Here is a 14,434-nt window from a genome sequence, read left to right on the forward strand (position 1 = left end):
CCCTCCCCCGGTGCCTGAGCCGACGCGTGCGGTGGACGAGCCCCCGGCGTGGCCGCAGCCGCAGCCGCCGGACGCGACGACCGCCGACGCCGCGCCCCCGCCGTTCCCCGGCCTGCCGCCCGCGCCGCCGGAGCCGGTGTGGCCCGCGGAGCCGCAGGAGACGCAGCTGGACACCGACGCGTTCAAGACCCAGCTCGATCCGGGCCCCGCCTGGCCCGGCGCGGACACCGCACCGCCCCCCGCTGCGGCTCCTGAGGCGCCTGCGGAGCCGGAGCGGGAGGCCGTCCCGCACGCGGATCTGCCGCCGCCGCCGGCGCCGGTGCCCGAGCCGCCGCCCCCGCTGCGCCCGGCGCCCGCGCCGGAGCGCAGCCCGCAGATCGCCGAGGCGTACGGGATCCGGTTCCTGTGCGGCGCCGACGACATCGAGCGCGTGGTGACGGAGGTGCGGCGGCGCGGGAAGTGGGCGCGGCGGCTGCGCGGGCAGGAGGTGTCCAGCGCGTCGGCGCCGGCGCTGCTGCTGATCGGGACGCCCTCCAGCGGGCAGCGGCGGCTGGCGCGGATGGCCGCGGCGGCGCTGGCGGAGGTGGAGGCCTCCAGCGGGCAGGTCCGCAGCGCCCACGCCGAGGACCTGCGCGAGCACGGCCCCGACGGGCTGCGCGCCGCGCTGGAGGAGCACGCCGGGCACGTCCTGCTGCTGGACGGCCTGGACGGCCTGATCCTGGACGAGGCGCAGGGCCCGGCGTACGCGTCGGTGCTGTTCCGGGCGCGGCTGGAGGGCGTCAACGACACCGCGCTGCTGGGCACGTGCGAGCCGGACCGGGTCGGTGAGCTGTCGGCGGCGTCCCCGGAGCTGGTGACCGACCTGCGGGCGGTGCGGCTGCCGGACTTCTCCGACGCGGCGGCGCGGTCGGCGCTGGTGGGGCTGCTGGCCGAGGAGCGGCGGCTGCGGCTGGGGTCGGACGCGTGGACGGTGGTGAACCGCGAGGTGGGGACGCTGCGCCCGCGCGGGCGGCTGACCGGCGCGCGGCTGGTGGAGGCGTACCTGGACCGGGCGGCGGCGCGGCATCTGGGCAGCGCGGAGGCGACGCAGGCGATCGGCAGCGCGCTGTCGCTGACGGCGGCCGACTTCGAGGGCCTGGCCGCGGAGCTGTCGGGCCGCTGAACCCGGGGCTGCCGGGCGGTCGCCCGGGGGCCCGATTCGCCTTGCCCGTAAGGGATTTGGGCCCCTGCGGGCGGTGAAATGTCGGTGGGCGCGGTCACGATGAGGGTGTGGATCGCGTAGACCGGCTGCTGGCGCTCGTCGCCGAGCTCCGCGCGGCCTCGCCCGCGCCGCTGGACCCGGCGGAGCTGGCCGCGCGGCTGCGGGTCAGCGAGCGGACCGTCCGCCGCGACCTGGAGCTGCTGACGCACGGCGGGCTGCCGGTGCGGGCGGAGAAGGGCCGCGGGCACGCGCTGCCCGCCGCGGCGGAGCCGGCGCCGCTGACGGAGGCGGAGTCGCTGGTGGGCCCGGTGCGCGGCACTCTCGCCGAGGCCGTCCGGACCCGCCGGATCGTCCGGCTCGCCTACACCGACCGGTCGGGGACGCGCAGCTTCCGCGACGTGGAGGCGCACGGCCTGGTCATCGCCCCCTACGCCGAGTACCTGGTGGGGTGGTGCCGGATGCGCGACGGGCCCCGGATGTTCCGGCTGGACCGGATCGGCGCGGCGTTCCTGTCGGGGCGCGGCGGCGAGGTCCGCGACCTGGACGCGCTGCTGGCGGCGCTGCGGGTGCCGATGCCCCGCCCCCCGGCCCTGGCGGAGGACCGGGCGGGTCCGCGCGGCCCGGCGGGCGCCGCGCGGGCGCGTGCGTGGACGCTGGACCGGCTGGAGTTCGTCCGGTCCCGGCTGCGGGACGCGACGGCGGAGGTCGTGCCCACCGGCTCGGCCCGCCGCGCGTCACGCCGCGCGTCGCGCGGCGCGGGGGCGGCGGCGCTGCGGGGCGTGCTGGGGCATCTGGCGGAGTGGACGCGGTGGCAGGCGGCGGCGATCCGGTCGGCGGCGACGGACGAGGAGCCGGTGCTGGCGGGGCGCCGCCCGCGGTTCCCCGACGGGTTCGACCGGGAGATGCGCTTCGACGCGCGCGAGCGGATGATCCAGGACGCGATGGCGCTGCGGTCGCTGGGCGAGCTGGCCCGCGACCTGGAGGAGGTGCTGGAGTCGGTGGCGCACTGGGCGGCGGGCTGCGACGACGCGCTGTGGGAGGGGGAGCTGCCCGACCCGCGCCCCTACGGCCCGCCGGGCCCGCCGCGTCCGCTGGCCGACCTGCTGGCGGGCTGGCGGGGCCCGCTGGCGCACATCGAGTGGCATCTGGACCGGCTGACCGACGAGCCGCCGCCGGCCCCGTCCGGGGACGACGAAGAGGTCTGGGTCGTGGACCGCTGCCCCCTGCAGGCCTGACGGCCGGGCCGTCCCCCTGTCGCCGCGCGGGTCAGGCGGGCCGGGGGCCGCCGGTGGCGAGGCGGCGGGTGAACCAGACGGTCTTGCCGGACGGTTCGGGCCGGGCGCCGTAGCCGGTGGCGAGGGCGGCGACCAGGAGCAGCCCGCGTCCGGCCTCGGCCCAGTCCAGGACGCGCGGCTCGGCGGGCGCGGCCCCCGCCAGCGGGTTGCGCGGGCCGGACGGTTCGGCGGGCGCGGCGTCGCCGACCTCGCCGTCGAGGCGGTCGCCGCGCAGGCGCAGCGCGAGGCGGACGGGCCCGGCGCCGTGGACGACGGCGTTGGTGACGAGCTCGTCGACGATGAGGACGACGTCGTCGACGTCGCCGGGGTCGCTCACGCGCCATTCCCGCAGGGCGCGGCGGGTGAGGCCGCGCGCGCGGGCCGCGGCGGCGGGTTCGGCTGCCAGCTCCCACGCCCCCGCTTCCGCACCACCGGCATCGCGCTCCCCGGTGCCCGCACCGCCGCCGGTGCTCTCAGGGCCGTCGTCCAGGCCGCTGTCCGAGCCGCCGCCCGCAACGTCGCCCGCGGCGACGCCGACAACGGCGCCCGCCGCGAGGTCTGCACCCGCCTCCGCGTCTGCGGCGGTGTCTGCGGCGTCCGTGGGTTCGGTGTCGTCCGGTAGGCCGGTGCCGCCGGTGCGGCGCGTCGTGTCGCGGCCCCCGCCGCGGGCGGCGGCCGCGTCGGCGGGTCGCCTGGTTCCGGTCCCCGTGGTGGTCACTGTCGCTTCTCCCGTCTGTGCCGGTCTCTGCTCTGTGCCGGTCTCTGCTCTGTGCCGGTCTCTGCTCTGTGCCGGTCTTCACCGGGTCGGCGGCCGTCCCCTGGCCGCCGTCGCCCGGCGCCGCGAGCGTGCGGTCACAGTCGGGGACGCGTCCCGCGCGGGCGGGGTGCACGGGTTCAGGCAAGCCTCACCCGGGGGTGAGGTGATCGGGACATCGGGGGCGCGGTGGAGGAGCACCCGCGGGGAGCCGTTACAGTGGACGGGTCGGTGTGGCATGTGTCCCCCGGGCTCTACCTGACGCCTTCGGGGAATACCGCCGGTCCCATGCGGTCCGGGCTGGAGCTTCGTTGTGCCTTTCGCCGTGAGGCGACCACCACACCGGCTTGAACGCCGATGCCCCGGCGAGGAGGTCCTCGCCGGGGCATCGGCGTTCGCGCGCCTGCGGGCGGGCAGGGGGCGCGCACGGCCGTCCCGGGCCGGCGCGAGCGCCGCATCAGAGCGGGGCGGGCGGGGGGCCGGGTTACGGCGGTGTCACAGGACGGCCGCGGCGATCGCGGCGCCGATCGCGGCGAGGACGATGATGACGGCGGCCGCGGCGAGGACGACGGTGCGGGCGCGGCGGCGGGGTGCGCCGAGCCGTGCGAGGCGATGGGCCAGCCGCGGTTCGTCCTCGCTCAGGCGGACCTCGATCTGTGTGAGGATCCGCTGCTCCTCCATCGACAGCGCCATGCTCATACCTCCGGGGGTCAGGTGTCTGGATTCTCCCCGCGGAGCATGATCGTTATCCCTGGGGCGATGTGACGGTTGCGCCCCGCCCGGGGGCGCTCTGGTGGTGGAGGCGGTCCAGCGCGGTGACGTAGTAGGTGTAGGTGCGGCCGGGCTTGGCGCCGGGGTCGACGATGCCGCCGCCGCGGACGTTGGCGATGAGGCGCTCGGGGTCGACGGGGGCGCAGCCGGGGCGCTTGCCGTCCACCCGGTAGACGGCGTAGGAGGTGGCGCCCTGCGACGGCCGCCAGGTCACCTTCACGCCCTTGCCGCCGGCGGGGACGGCGGCGGTGTCCTGGACGGGCGGGGGCGCCTTCCCGCCGCGCCCGGCCGGGATGGGCGGGATGGCGGGGCGGGGGTAGTGGTCCTCGCGCAGCCGGGCGGCGAACCCGCGGCGGTTGGAGACGATGTCGGAGGCGCTGAAGTACACGTCGCCGCGGATCTGCGGGTGCTTGGCGTTGAGGGTGAGGTGCCTGGACAGCTCGGCGGGGTCCTTCCAGGCGGCGTCCTTGCCGACGCGGTAGGCGCCCTGCCCGATGGTGAGCTGCACGTCGGTGCCCTCGACCTGGTCGGCCCACCAGCCGGCGAGCTCGGCGTAGTCGGCGCGGGGGTCGCCGATCGGCCAGTACAGCTGCGGGGTGACGTAGTCGATCCACCCCTTCTTGATCCAGGTGCGGGTGTCGGCGTAGATGTCGTCGTAGCTCTGCAGGGCGCGGGTGTCGGACCCGCGCGGGTCGGTGCTGGCGTTGCGCCACACCCCGAACGGGCTGATCCCGAACCGCACCCACGGCTTCTTGTCGTGGATCTTCCCCGACAGGGACCGGACGAGGGTGTCGACGTTGCCGCGGCGCCAGTCGCCCTTGTCCATGCCGCCGCCGTGGGCCTTGTAGGTGGCCTGGTCGGGGAACTCCTTGCCCTCGGGGTAGGGGTAGAAGTAGTCGTCGAAGTGGACGGCGTCGATGTCGTATTTGGCGACGACGTCCATGACGGCCCTGGTGGCCAGGTCGCGGACCTGCGGGATGCCCGGGTCGTACCACAGGCCGGCGCCGTACTTGCGGACCCAGTCGGGGTGCTGCCGGGCGGGGCTCTTGGGCGAGAGCTTGTTCAGGTCGTCCTGGCGGGACACGCGGTAGGGGTTGAACCAGGCGTGGAACTCCAGGTTCCGGGCGTGCGCCTCCTTGATCATGAAGGCGAGGACGTCGTAGCCGGGGTCCTTGCCCTGCGTGCCGGTGATCCACTGCGACCACGGCTCGTACGGGGAGGGGTAGAACGCGTCGGAGTTGGGGCGGATCTGCACGAACACGGCGTTCATGTTCATCGCGGTGGCGGTGTCCAGGAGCCGGGTGAACTGCGCGCGCTGCTTCGCGGCGGGGTCGCCGGTGTCCTTGGGCCAGTCGATGCCGGCGACGGTGGCGATCCACATGGCGCGCAGCTGCCGCGACCGGCCGCCGTCGCCGGGCGCGGCGACGGCGCCGCATTCGGCCTCGGCGCCGGCGGTGACGGGCCCGCGGCCGCCGCTCTCGCCGCCGAGCGCGGGGATGCCGCAGCCCGCCAGCGCGCACGCCGCCGTCCCCGCCGCGAGGGCCGCCGTGATCCGGATCCTCAATCGCGATGCCATAGCGGCCCATTGTCACCTACCCGTTGCGATGCTGCGTACGGAACGCGGATGCCCGTGTGATGCCTTCCTGTCCCGTTTCGCCCGGCATCCGCGTTGCGATCTTCGAACACACGTTCCATACTGGCCGGACGTCGATCGCTCAGACGTTCGAAAGGGGTGGGGTGTGCGCTGGGACCATCTGCGGCTGGACGGCGACCCGGGCCCCGAGCCGCCGCTGATCGAGCGGCGGGCGGTGGCCCGCACGTTCGACACCCCCGAGTTCCGCGGCATGACCTTCTACGAGGTCCGCGCCAGGACGGTGGTGAACAAGGTCCCCGAGGCGTCCCGCATGCCGTTCCGCTGGACGATCAACCCCTACCGGGGCTGCTCCCACGCGTGCGTGTACTGCTTCGCCCGCAGGACCCACGAGTATCTCGACATGGACGCGGGCGCCGACTTCGACTCGCGGATCGTGGTGAAGGTGAACGCGGCCGAGCGGGTCCGGGCGGAGCTGGCGTCGCCGCGGTGGCGGGGCGAGCACATCGCGCTGGGCGCCAACGTCGACTGCTACCAGCGCGCCGAGGGCCGCTACCGGCTGATGCCGGGCATCCTGACCGCGCTGCGGGACGCCGCCAACCCGTTCTCCGTCCTGACCAAGGGGTCGCTGATCCTGCGCGACCTGCCGATCCTGCGGGAGGCGGCCGGGCGCGCCGCGGTGAGCGCTGCGGTGTCGGTCGGGTCGGTCGACACCGACCTGTGGCGGCTGGCGGAGCCGGGCACCCCGCCGCCGCGCCGGCGGCTCGCGGTGTGCACGGCGCTGAACGAGGCGGGCATCGGCTGCGGCGTCCTGATGGGCCCGGTCATCCCCTGCCTGTCGGACTCGCCCGCGCAGCTGGACGCGGCCGTCCGGCAGATCGCCGAGGCGGGCGCGACCTGGGTGTCGGCGATCACGCTGCACCTGCGTCCCGGCGCCCGCGAATGGTTCATGGCGTGGCTGCGCGCGCACCATCCGGAGCTGATCGTCCCCTACACGCGCCTGTACGGGTCGGGCGCCTACGCGCCGCGCGAGTACCAGGACGACGTCGCCCGCCAGGTCCGCGACCTGGCGGCCCGCTACGGCATCGGCGACCGCGCCGCGCACCGCCCCGCTCCCCCGTCGCCGCCGCCGCCCGAGCCTCCGAGGCAGCTCTCCCTGCTCTAGCCCCCCGGCACCGGTGTCGCCGGGCGGTGCGGGGTCACATCTGGGCGGCGAGGTCGCCGGCGGCCTCGACGGCGATGTCGATGGCCCGGCTCGCGAGGGGCGACCGGGTGCGCCTGGCGGGCCAGTGCAGGCGCAGCTCGCGGGAGGGCGAGGGGCGCAGCCGGTGGACGCCGAGCCGGTCGTCGGACCGGGCGCCGGATCCGTGCAGGGCGAGCCAGGGCAGCACCGCCGAGCCGATGCCCGCCCGCACCATCGACAGGATGGTCTCGTGGCCGGCGGTGCGGAACACGATCCGCGGCCGGGCGCCGTGGCCGGCGAGGGTCCGCTCCAGCCATGTCTGGTGGTGGGTGGGAGGCCAGGCGACCATCGGGGCGCCGTCGAGCAGTTCCGCCGGTACCGGGCCGGCGGGGAACGCGCCGGCGCCGGCGACCAGGAGGTAGTGCTCGTCGAACAGCTTGACGTGCTCGGCGTCGCCGTCGATCCGGCCGTCGTGGAACACCAGGTCGAGGTCCCCGATCCGGGGATCGGCCGGTTCGATCTCCGACAGCCGGATGTCGCAGCCGGGGTGCTCGTCCAGCAGCCGCCGGACGACGGCCGGCAGGATCAGGCTGGACACGCCCGGGAAGGTGCCGATGTCGATCCTGCCGTTGCCCGCGCGGAAGCGGTCGACGGCGTCGGCCAGCGCCTGCGATCCCGCCAGCAGCTCGCGGCCATGGGCCAGGACCACCTCGCCCAGAGGGGTGATCCGCACCGGCCTGGGCCCTCCGGGACGGTCGAAGACGGCGCCGCCGAGGGCCTGCTCCAGCGCGGCGATCTGCTGGCTCACCGACGACTGGGTGTAGCCGAGCCGCGCGGCCGCCCGCCCGAACGTTCCCTCCTCGGCGATGGCGGCCATGGCCCTCAGATGGCGCAGCTCCACGTCGCCCACGCCCGCAGCATAGCCCGCGGCGATCGATCCGGCCATGAACCATCGTCTCCAGTGATGCATCGGCCCGTCCGGCGTCGTCGGCGTGACGGCGTGCGGGGACTCACCTGGGCGGACGCCCGGACGCCGCCGGAGGGGAAACGGGTGCCGTCGCAGCCGTCTACGGTGGGGCGGGTGAGGATGGGGATCGATGAGGTCGAGGGGTGGCTGCGGGAGCGGCTGCCGGGGCTGGCGCACGAGCACGGGGTGCCGGGGGCGGCGGTCGCCGTCGCCGCCGGGGACCGGGTGGTCGAGGCGGCGGCGGGGGTGCTGAGCACGGCCACGGGGGTCGAGGCGACGGTCGACTCGGTGTTCCAGATCGGGTCGATCACCAAGGTGCTGACGGCGACGCTGGTCATGGGCCTCGTCGCCGAGGGCCTGGTGGAGCTCGACGCGCCGGTGGACAGGTACCTTCCCGGGTTCCGGGAGGCGACCGTCCGGCAGCTGCTGTCCCACACGGCCGGGTTCGAGGGGGACCTGTTCACCGACACCGGCAAGGGAGACGACTGCCTGGAGAAGTACGTGGATCTGCTGCCCGGTGTGCCGCAGATCTTCCCGCCCGGGGAGATGTTCTCCTACAACAACGCGGGCTACTGCGCGCTCGGGCGGATCGTGGAGGTCGTGCGGGGCGAGCCGTTCGACCGGTGCATGCGGGACCACCTGTTCACGCCCCTGGGCATGACGCACGCGGCGAGCGACCCGTACGAGGCGATCCTGCACCGCGCGGCGGTGGGGCACCTGGGCGGGCGGCCCGTCCCGGTCTGGGCGATGACGCGCTCGGAGGCGCCGGCCGGGTCGATGCTCGCCATGACCCCGCGCGACCTGCTGGCGTTCGCGCGGGCGCATCTCGCCGACGAGGGGCTGCGGGCGATGCGGGAGCCGCAGGTCGTCCTGCCGGACATCGGCTGGGGGACGGCCTGGGGCCTGGGCTGGGAGCTCTACGACCTGCCGGGCGGCCCGGTGTTCGGCCACAACGGCAACACCGTCGGGCAGTCGGCGGTGCTGCGGGTCGATCCCGGCCGGGACGTGTCCGTGGCGGTCTTCACCAACGGCGGCGACCGCAAGCCGCTGATGAGGGAGATCCTCGGCAGGGTCGTCGAGACGCCCGCCGAGCCCGTCCCGGATCCGGCGGCGCTCCCGGACGCCGGGCGCTGCGCGGGCGTCTACCGGTCGAGCACGAGCGAGACCACGGTGAGCGAGGACGGGCGGGGGCGGGTGTGGCTCGAGCACGTCCCCCTCGGCCCGGCGGTGCAGGCCGGCGACGAGCCGTACCGGACGGAGCTGCTCGGCTGGCGCGGGGACTCCCTGCTGCCCGCCGAGCCCGGCCACGGGCCGGTCGCGTTCCTGGGAGACGACGGCCAGGGCCGTGCGCGCTACCTGCACACGGGCCGCGCCGACCCCCGCGCCGACGTCCGCGCGTCCGGACGAGGCGAATAAGCATCGCCAATCATGATCGATTCGATCGAGAATCAACGCTTTTGCCGATGGAATCCCGGGCCTAGCGTGGCGTTCATGGCCGGGCCTTGAGGCTCGACCCCCCGTGACCGGCGAGAGGGGCTGATGGCAGTGGCAGCCGAGGCGTCCGACCAGGTCGAGTTGTTCGACTTCGACGCGGAGTTGCGCCCGCACAACGAGCTCTTCCGCGCCGCCGCCCGCGTCGGCCCGCGCGACCGTGTGCTCGACGTCGGCTGCGGCACGGGGCAGACCACGCGGGAGGCGGCCCGCGCCGCCGTCGACGGGAGCGCGGTGGGCGTCGACCTGTCCGCGCGGATGCTGGAGCGGGCCCGCCGGCTCAGCGCCGAGCAGGGACTGCGCAACGTCGCCTACGAGCAGGCGGACGCGCAGGTGCATCCCTTCCCGCCGGAGCATTTCGACCTGTGCATCAGCAGGTTCGGGACGATGTTCTTCGGCGACCCGGTCGCCGCGTTCGCCAACATCGGGCGCGCGCTGCGCCCCGCGGCGCGTCTGGTGCTGCTGGTCTGGCAGGGCCGCGACCGCAACGAATGGGCCTCCGCGATCCGCCGTCCCGGCACGCCCTCTCCCGCCGGCGGGCCGGACCCGTTCTCGCTCGCCGACCCGGCCGCCGCCGAGGGCGTCCTGGACGCGGCGGGCTTCACGGACGTCGCCTTCACCGACGTGCACGAACCCGTCTACTACGGCCCGGACAGCGCCGCCGCCTTCGACAACGTGCTCCGCCTCTGGGACGAGGACCTGCTCGCCGGCCTCGGCGCCGCGGCGGCCGAGCACGCGCGCACGCGGCTGCGCGCCGCCCTCGCCGCCCACGACACCGGCGGCGGGGTGTACTTCGACTCGCGTGCCTGGATCATCACGGCCCGCCGTCCCTGACCGCGCCCGGCCCGCCGGCTGGCCCGCCGCCCGTCTCGGGGCCGGGGTCAGGCGGCGTTCGTCCGGGACGCGGGGGCCTCGCGGTGGACGGTGAGGCCGGTGCGGCCGGGGGCCAGGGCGGGGCGCAGGACGAGGTCGTCGTCGTAGTCGCCGCCCGCTTCGGTCCGGTACGGGATGGGCGCGGCGGTGGGCAGGTCGCGCAGCCGCTCGTCGAGCGCCGCCGCGGTGGCCGCGGTGTCGGCGGGCCCGGCGCGGTCGGCGGAGGGGACGACCAGGGGCGGCAGGACGTCCATGCCGGTGTAGAACAGCGTGCCGTGCAGCAGGGGGAACAGGACGTCCTCGGCGTCGCCGTGCACGCCGCGGGGGCCGAGGCCGGTGGGGCGGGCGCCGGCGGTGGTGACGACCAGGGCGCGGCGCCCGGCCAGGCCGCCGGCGCCGTAGCGCTGGGTGCGGCCGCGGGCGTCGGTGACGCCGAACGCGAACCCCTGGACGAAGACGCGGTCGAACCAGCCCTTGAGGATGGCGGGCATCCCGAACCACCACAGCGGGAACTGCACGACCAGCGCGTCCGCCCAGGCGATCTTGTCCTGTTCGGCGCGGATGTCGGGGGCCAGCGCGCCGGCGGCGTGGGCGCGTTCGGACGCGGCGCCGACGACGAGCCGCTCGCGCGGGTCGTGGCCGAAGTCGGCGGGCCCGACGACCGGGTTCCACTCCATCGCGTACAGGTCGGAGTGGCGGACGCGGTGGCCCAGGCGCGCGAGGGTGGCGGCGCCGCGGTCGCGCAGGACGCCGTTGAGGGAGCGGCCCTCGGGGTGCGCGAAGACCCACAGGACGTTCATGGCTTTCTCCTTCCGATGCGGGGGCGTGTCCGATGCTGCCGCCGCGGCGGGACGCCCCACGAGTGGCCGGTCGGCCGAGATGTGTCAGGATCGGGCCATGATCGTGGAGAGGCATCGGGTGGCGGTGCTGGTGCGCGACGGCGTCCTGCCGCTGGAGCTGGGCTTGGTCCACCAGCTGTTCGGGCAGGCGCGCTCCGCCGCGGGCGCGCCGCTGTACGAGGTGGTGTCGTGCGCGGTGGCGCCGGGCGAGATCGCGACCGACGCGGACTTCGCGGTGACGGTCGCCCACGGCCTGGACGCCGTCGCCGCCGCCGGCACCGTGATCGTCCCGGCGTCGCACACGCTGGACGAGACCCGCCCCGGCGAGGGCCCGGTCCCGGCGGCGCTGGCGGACGCGGCGCGGCGGGGAGCGCGGATCGCGTCGATCTGCACGGGCGCGTTCGTGCTCGCGGCGGCCGGGCTGCTGGAGGGGCGCCGCGCCACCACGCACTGGATGTCGTGCGACCGGTTCGCCGCGATGTTCCCCGGGGTGCGGGTGGACGCGGCCGTCCTGTACGCCGACGAGGGCGACGTGCTGACCTCGGCCGGGGAGGCGGCGGGTATCGACCTGTGCCTGCACCTGATCCGCCGCGACCACGGCGCCGCGGTGGCCGGGGACGTGGCGCGCCGCACGGTCGTGCCGCCGCACCGCGACGGCGGCCAGGCCCAGTTCATCGCGCGCCCGGTGCCCGAGCAGCGGCGCGCGTCGACCGGACCGGCGCGGGCGTGGGCGCTGCGGCATCTGGACGGCCCGGTCACGCTGGCGCGGATGGCGGCGCGGGCCTCGATGAGCGTGCGGACCTTCACCCGCCGGTTCCGGCAGGAGACGGGCGTGTCCCCGCAGGTGTGGCTGACGGCGCAGCGGGTGGAGCGGGCGCGGCGGCTGCTGGAGGAGACCGACCTGCCGGTGGACCGGGTGGCCGAGCGCGCCGGGTTCGGGACGGCCGCGTCGCTGCGGCAGCACCTGCAGGCGGCCGTCGGGGTGCCGCCCACCGCCTACCGTGCCACCTTCCGCGGCCGCTGACAGCGGCGCGGTCGCGCGCGCGGTTCAGGCGTGTTCGGCGCCGTCGAGGTCGACGGGGGCGGCGATGACGTCGACCATCGCGCCGTTGCGCAGCACCGTGATCGACAGCGGCCGCCCGATCGCCTCGGCGAACATCAGCCGCTGCAGCGACTGCGCGGTGGACACGGGCCGGCCGCCGGCGGTGAGGACCAGGTCGCCGCGGCGCAGCCCGGCCCGGTCGGCGGGGCTGCCGGGCACGACCTCCGCGACGCGCAGCGCCTCGTCCTGCCCGATCCGGGGCCGCAGCACCGCCGGGACGGGCACGGGCGCGGCGACCAGCCCGAGGAACGCGCGCCGGACCCGCCCGTCGCGGATCAGCGCGCCGATGATGCGGCGCGTGGTGGCGTTGATCGGCACGGCCAGGCCGAGGCCGAACCCCGCGACGGCGGTGTTGACGCCCACGACCCGGCCGCGGGAGTCGGCGAGCGCGCCGCCGGAGTTGCCCGGGTTCAGCGCGGCGTCGGTCTGGATCACGTCCTCGATGACGCGGACCACGGTGCCGGTGCGGGTCGGCTGCGAGGTCGGCAGCGACCGGCCCAGCGCCGACACCACCCCCGCGGTCACCGACCCGGACAGGCCGAGCGGGTTGCCGACCGCGACGACGAGCTGCCCGACGACCAGCGCGTCGCTGTCGCCGAGCGTGACCGGGTCGGGGACGGGCCCGTCCGCGCGGACGACGGCCAGGTCCGACAGCGGATCGGTGCCCACGACGGTGAACGGGGCGGTCGCGCCGTCGGCGAACGCGGCCTGCCCGCCGGTCGCGGCGCCGACGACGTGGGCGTTGGTGAGCAGGAACCCGTCGCCGGTGAACGCGACCGCCGACCCGGCGCCCTCACCGCGCCGGTGCCGGACGCGCAGCGCCGCCACGCGCGGGGTCAGCTCGCGGGCGACGGCGGACACCACGCGGGAGTAGGCGTCCAGCGGCGCCTCGTCGTGCGTGCCGTCGTGGGGGTCGGAGACCATCGCACCTCCCGGATGATTACATCGTTACACGGTAACGGCGGCCGGGGAAGGGGTGTTCCCGCCGCCTCACACCGCGCTGAACTCATGCCCCGTCCTCGCGCGGGTCCTTTAGCAGTTCCTCGCGCAGGATGCTGTACAGCACCTCGTCGTGGTACCGGCCGCCGAAGAAGGCGTAGCCGCGGAGCACGCCTTCGCGGGTGAAACCCGCCTTCTCCAGGGCGCGCTGCTCGGCGATGTTGTCGACGTCGGTCTCGGCCTGGATCCGGTGCGCGAGGGTGTAGGCGAACAGGTACTCCACCAGGAGCCGCTGCGCGCGGGTCCCGGCGCCCCGCCCGCGCGCCGCGGGCATCAGCGAGATCCCGATGCTCCAGCACCACACCGGCCCGGCGGTGTGCATCCTCCGGTAGGAGACCAGCCCGAGCGGCCCGTCGCCGCCGGGGCCACCATCGACCATGAGCGTGGCGGTCTCCTCGCCGAGCCAGCCGTCCTGCTCCCAGCGGCGGCGGAACCGCCGCGGGTCGCGCCACCCGTCCCACAGGAACGGGCCGCACAGGTCGGGGTCGGTCCGCAGCCGCTCGACGAACGGCAGATCCTCCTCGGCCACCGGCCGCAGCCGCACATGATCGTCCACGGGCCTCACGGTAAGCCCGGCGCGCCCCGCCCACCACCCGGTTGCGCCGATCACCGGCCGCGCCCGGCCGCCGCGCGGGGCCGTAGGGTGCGGGTATGGAAGCCGCTCCGGGGACGGCCGCCGAGCCGGTCGTGGTCGAACGCGCGGACGGCGCCGGCGGCGAGCTGGTGCTGCGCCGTGCCGGCGCCGACTACGAGATCATCAGCAACGGCGTGTTCCTCATGGACACCCGCAACGGCGAGTCCGAACGGCTCCTGGTCCGCGCCGCCCTCGACGGCCGCGCCCGCGCCGGGGCGGCCGCGCGGGTGCTGATCGGCGGGCTCGGCGTCGGGTTCTCCCTCGCCGAGGCCCTCGCCCTGCCGGGCGTCGCGCACGTCACCGTCGTCGAACGCGAGCCCGCGGTGATCGCCTGGCACCGGACCGTCCTGCGGCCCTGGTCGCGGGACGCGCTGGACGACCCCCGCGTCACCGTCCGCAACGCCGACCTCCTCGACGTCCTCACCGCCCCGCCCCCCGGACCGGACCGGCGCTTCGACGCGCTGTGCCTGGACATCGACAACGGCCCCGACTGGACCGTCACCCCGGGCAACGCCCGCCTCTACGCCCCCACCGGCCTGGACCTGCTCGCCGCGCACCTCGCCCCGCGCGGGACGCTCGCGGTGTGGAGCGCGAACGCCGCGCCCGCGTTCGAGGCGCTCCTGCGGGACCGGTTCGCGCACGTGCGGGCACGGCCGGTGCCGGTGCCCCGCGGCGAACCCGACGTCGTCTACCTGGCCCGCGAACCCGTCACCGGCCGGTGAGCGCTCTCCCGCCCCTGTCTCTTATACACAACT

General features: G+C 76.0%; 13 protein-coding genes and 1 pseudogene. 7 read left to right on the forward strand and 7 right to left on the reverse strand.

What is annotated here, in order from left to right:
- Positions 1-1,162: pseudogene (locus E1287_RS36800) on the forward strand (hypothetical protein); the annotation flags it as partial.
- A gap of 107 nt (positions 1,163-1,269) precedes the next feature.
- Positions 1,270-2,436 carry a WYL domain-containing protein gene (locus E1287_RS46470; protein WP_131969908.1) on the forward strand — a complete coding sequence of 389 codons (1,167 nt, stop codon included), beginning with the start codon at positions 1,270-1,272 and terminating at the stop codon, positions 2,434-2,436.
- A gap of 31 nt (positions 2,437-2,467) precedes the next feature.
- Here the strand turns inward: E1287_RS46470 and E1287_RS36810 are convergent, their stop codons facing one another.
- From E1287_RS36810 to E1287_RS36820, 3 genes are all read right to left on the reverse strand, one after another.
- Positions 2,468-3,193, reverse strand: a complete 726-nt coding sequence (locus E1287_RS36810) for an ATP-binding protein (protein ID WP_131969909.1) — start codon at positions 3,191-3,193, stop codon at positions 2,468-2,470.
- A gap of 531 nt (positions 3,194-3,724) precedes the next feature.
- The gene (locus E1287_RS36815) at positions 3,725-3,928 is read right to left on the reverse strand and encodes a DUF3040 domain-containing protein (RefSeq protein WP_243719688.1); all 204 of its coding nucleotides are present in this window, start codon (positions 3,926-3,928) and stop codon (positions 3,725-3,727) included.
- Between the two features lie 46 nt (positions 3,929-3,974).
- Complete coding sequence (locus E1287_RS36820) at positions 3,975-5,576, reverse strand: family 10 glycosylhydrolase (protein ID WP_131969910.1); 1,602 nt, start codon at positions 5,574-5,576, stop codon at positions 3,975-3,977.
- A 163-nt stretch (positions 5,577-5,739) separates the two neighbouring features.
- On the opposite strand from E1287_RS36820, the gene E1287_RS36825 reads away from it, so the two are divergent.
- Positions 5,740-6,756, forward strand: coding sequence for an Rv2578c family radical SAM protein (locus E1287_RS36825; protein WP_243719689.1), 1,017 nt, complete (start codon positions 5,740-5,742; stop codon positions 6,754-6,756).
- 34 nt (positions 6,757-6,790) lie between these two features.
- Here the strand turns inward: E1287_RS36825 and E1287_RS36830 are convergent, their stop codons facing one another.
- Positions 6,791-7,720 carry a LysR family transcriptional regulator gene (locus E1287_RS36830; protein WP_243719690.1) on the reverse strand — a complete coding sequence of 310 codons (930 nt, stop codon included), beginning with the start codon at positions 7,718-7,720 and terminating at the stop codon, positions 6,791-6,793.
- A 141-nt stretch (positions 7,721-7,861) separates the two neighbouring features.
- On the opposite strand from E1287_RS36830, the gene E1287_RS36835 reads away from it, so the two are divergent.
- Together E1287_RS36835 and E1287_RS36840 are read left to right on the forward strand one after the other, a co-directional pair.
- Entirely contained in the window at positions 7,862-9,157 is a 1,296-nt protein-coding gene (locus tag E1287_RS36835; RefSeq protein WP_131969919.1) for a serine hydrolase domain-containing protein, read from the forward strand.
- A gap of 123 nt (positions 9,158-9,280) precedes the next feature.
- On the forward strand, positions 9,281-10,066 hold the full coding sequence (locus E1287_RS36840) for a class I SAM-dependent methyltransferase (RefSeq protein WP_131969911.1): 786 nt from the start codon (positions 9,281-9,283) through the stop codon (positions 10,064-10,066).
- A 47-nt stretch (positions 10,067-10,113) separates the two neighbouring features.
- Here E1287_RS36840 and E1287_RS36845 read toward each other — a convergent pair whose 3' ends face one another.
- Entirely contained in the window at positions 10,114-10,905 is a 792-nt protein-coding gene (locus tag E1287_RS36845; RefSeq protein ID WP_131969912.1) for an NAD(P)H-dependent oxidoreductase, read from the reverse strand.
- 97 nt (positions 10,906-11,002) lie between these two features.
- Between E1287_RS36845 and E1287_RS36850 the strand changes: the two genes are divergently transcribed.
- Positions 11,003-11,968 carry a helix-turn-helix domain-containing protein gene (locus E1287_RS36850; RefSeq protein WP_243719691.1) on the forward strand — a complete coding sequence of 322 codons (966 nt, stop codon included), beginning with the start codon at positions 11,003-11,005 and terminating at the stop codon, positions 11,966-11,968.
- A gap of 24 nt (positions 11,969-11,992) precedes the next feature.
- On the opposite strand, the gene E1287_RS36855 is transcribed toward E1287_RS36850, so the two are convergent.
- Positions 11,993-12,970, reverse strand: coding sequence for a trypsin-like peptidase domain-containing protein (locus E1287_RS36855; RefSeq protein WP_131969914.1), 978 nt, complete (start codon positions 12,968-12,970; stop codon positions 11,993-11,995).
- A gap of 82 nt (positions 12,971-13,052) precedes the next feature.
- Entirely contained in the window at positions 13,053-13,601 is a 549-nt protein-coding gene (locus tag E1287_RS36860; protein WP_207934680.1) for a GNAT family protein, read from the reverse strand.
- Positions 13,602-13,696: 95 nt separating this feature from the next.
- Here E1287_RS36860 and E1287_RS36865 point away from each other — a divergent pair, with 95 nt between their 5' ends.
- On the forward strand, positions 13,697-14,401 hold the full coding sequence (locus E1287_RS36865) for a spermidine synthase (RefSeq protein WP_131969915.1): 705 nt from the start codon (positions 13,697-13,699) through the stop codon (positions 14,399-14,401).
- Positions 14,402-14,434 lie beyond the last annotated feature (33 nt).

The organism is Actinomadura sp. KC06, from assembly GCF_004348735.1.
GTDB lineage: Bacteria > Actinomycetota > Actinomycetes > Streptosporangiales > Streptosporangiaceae > Spirillospora.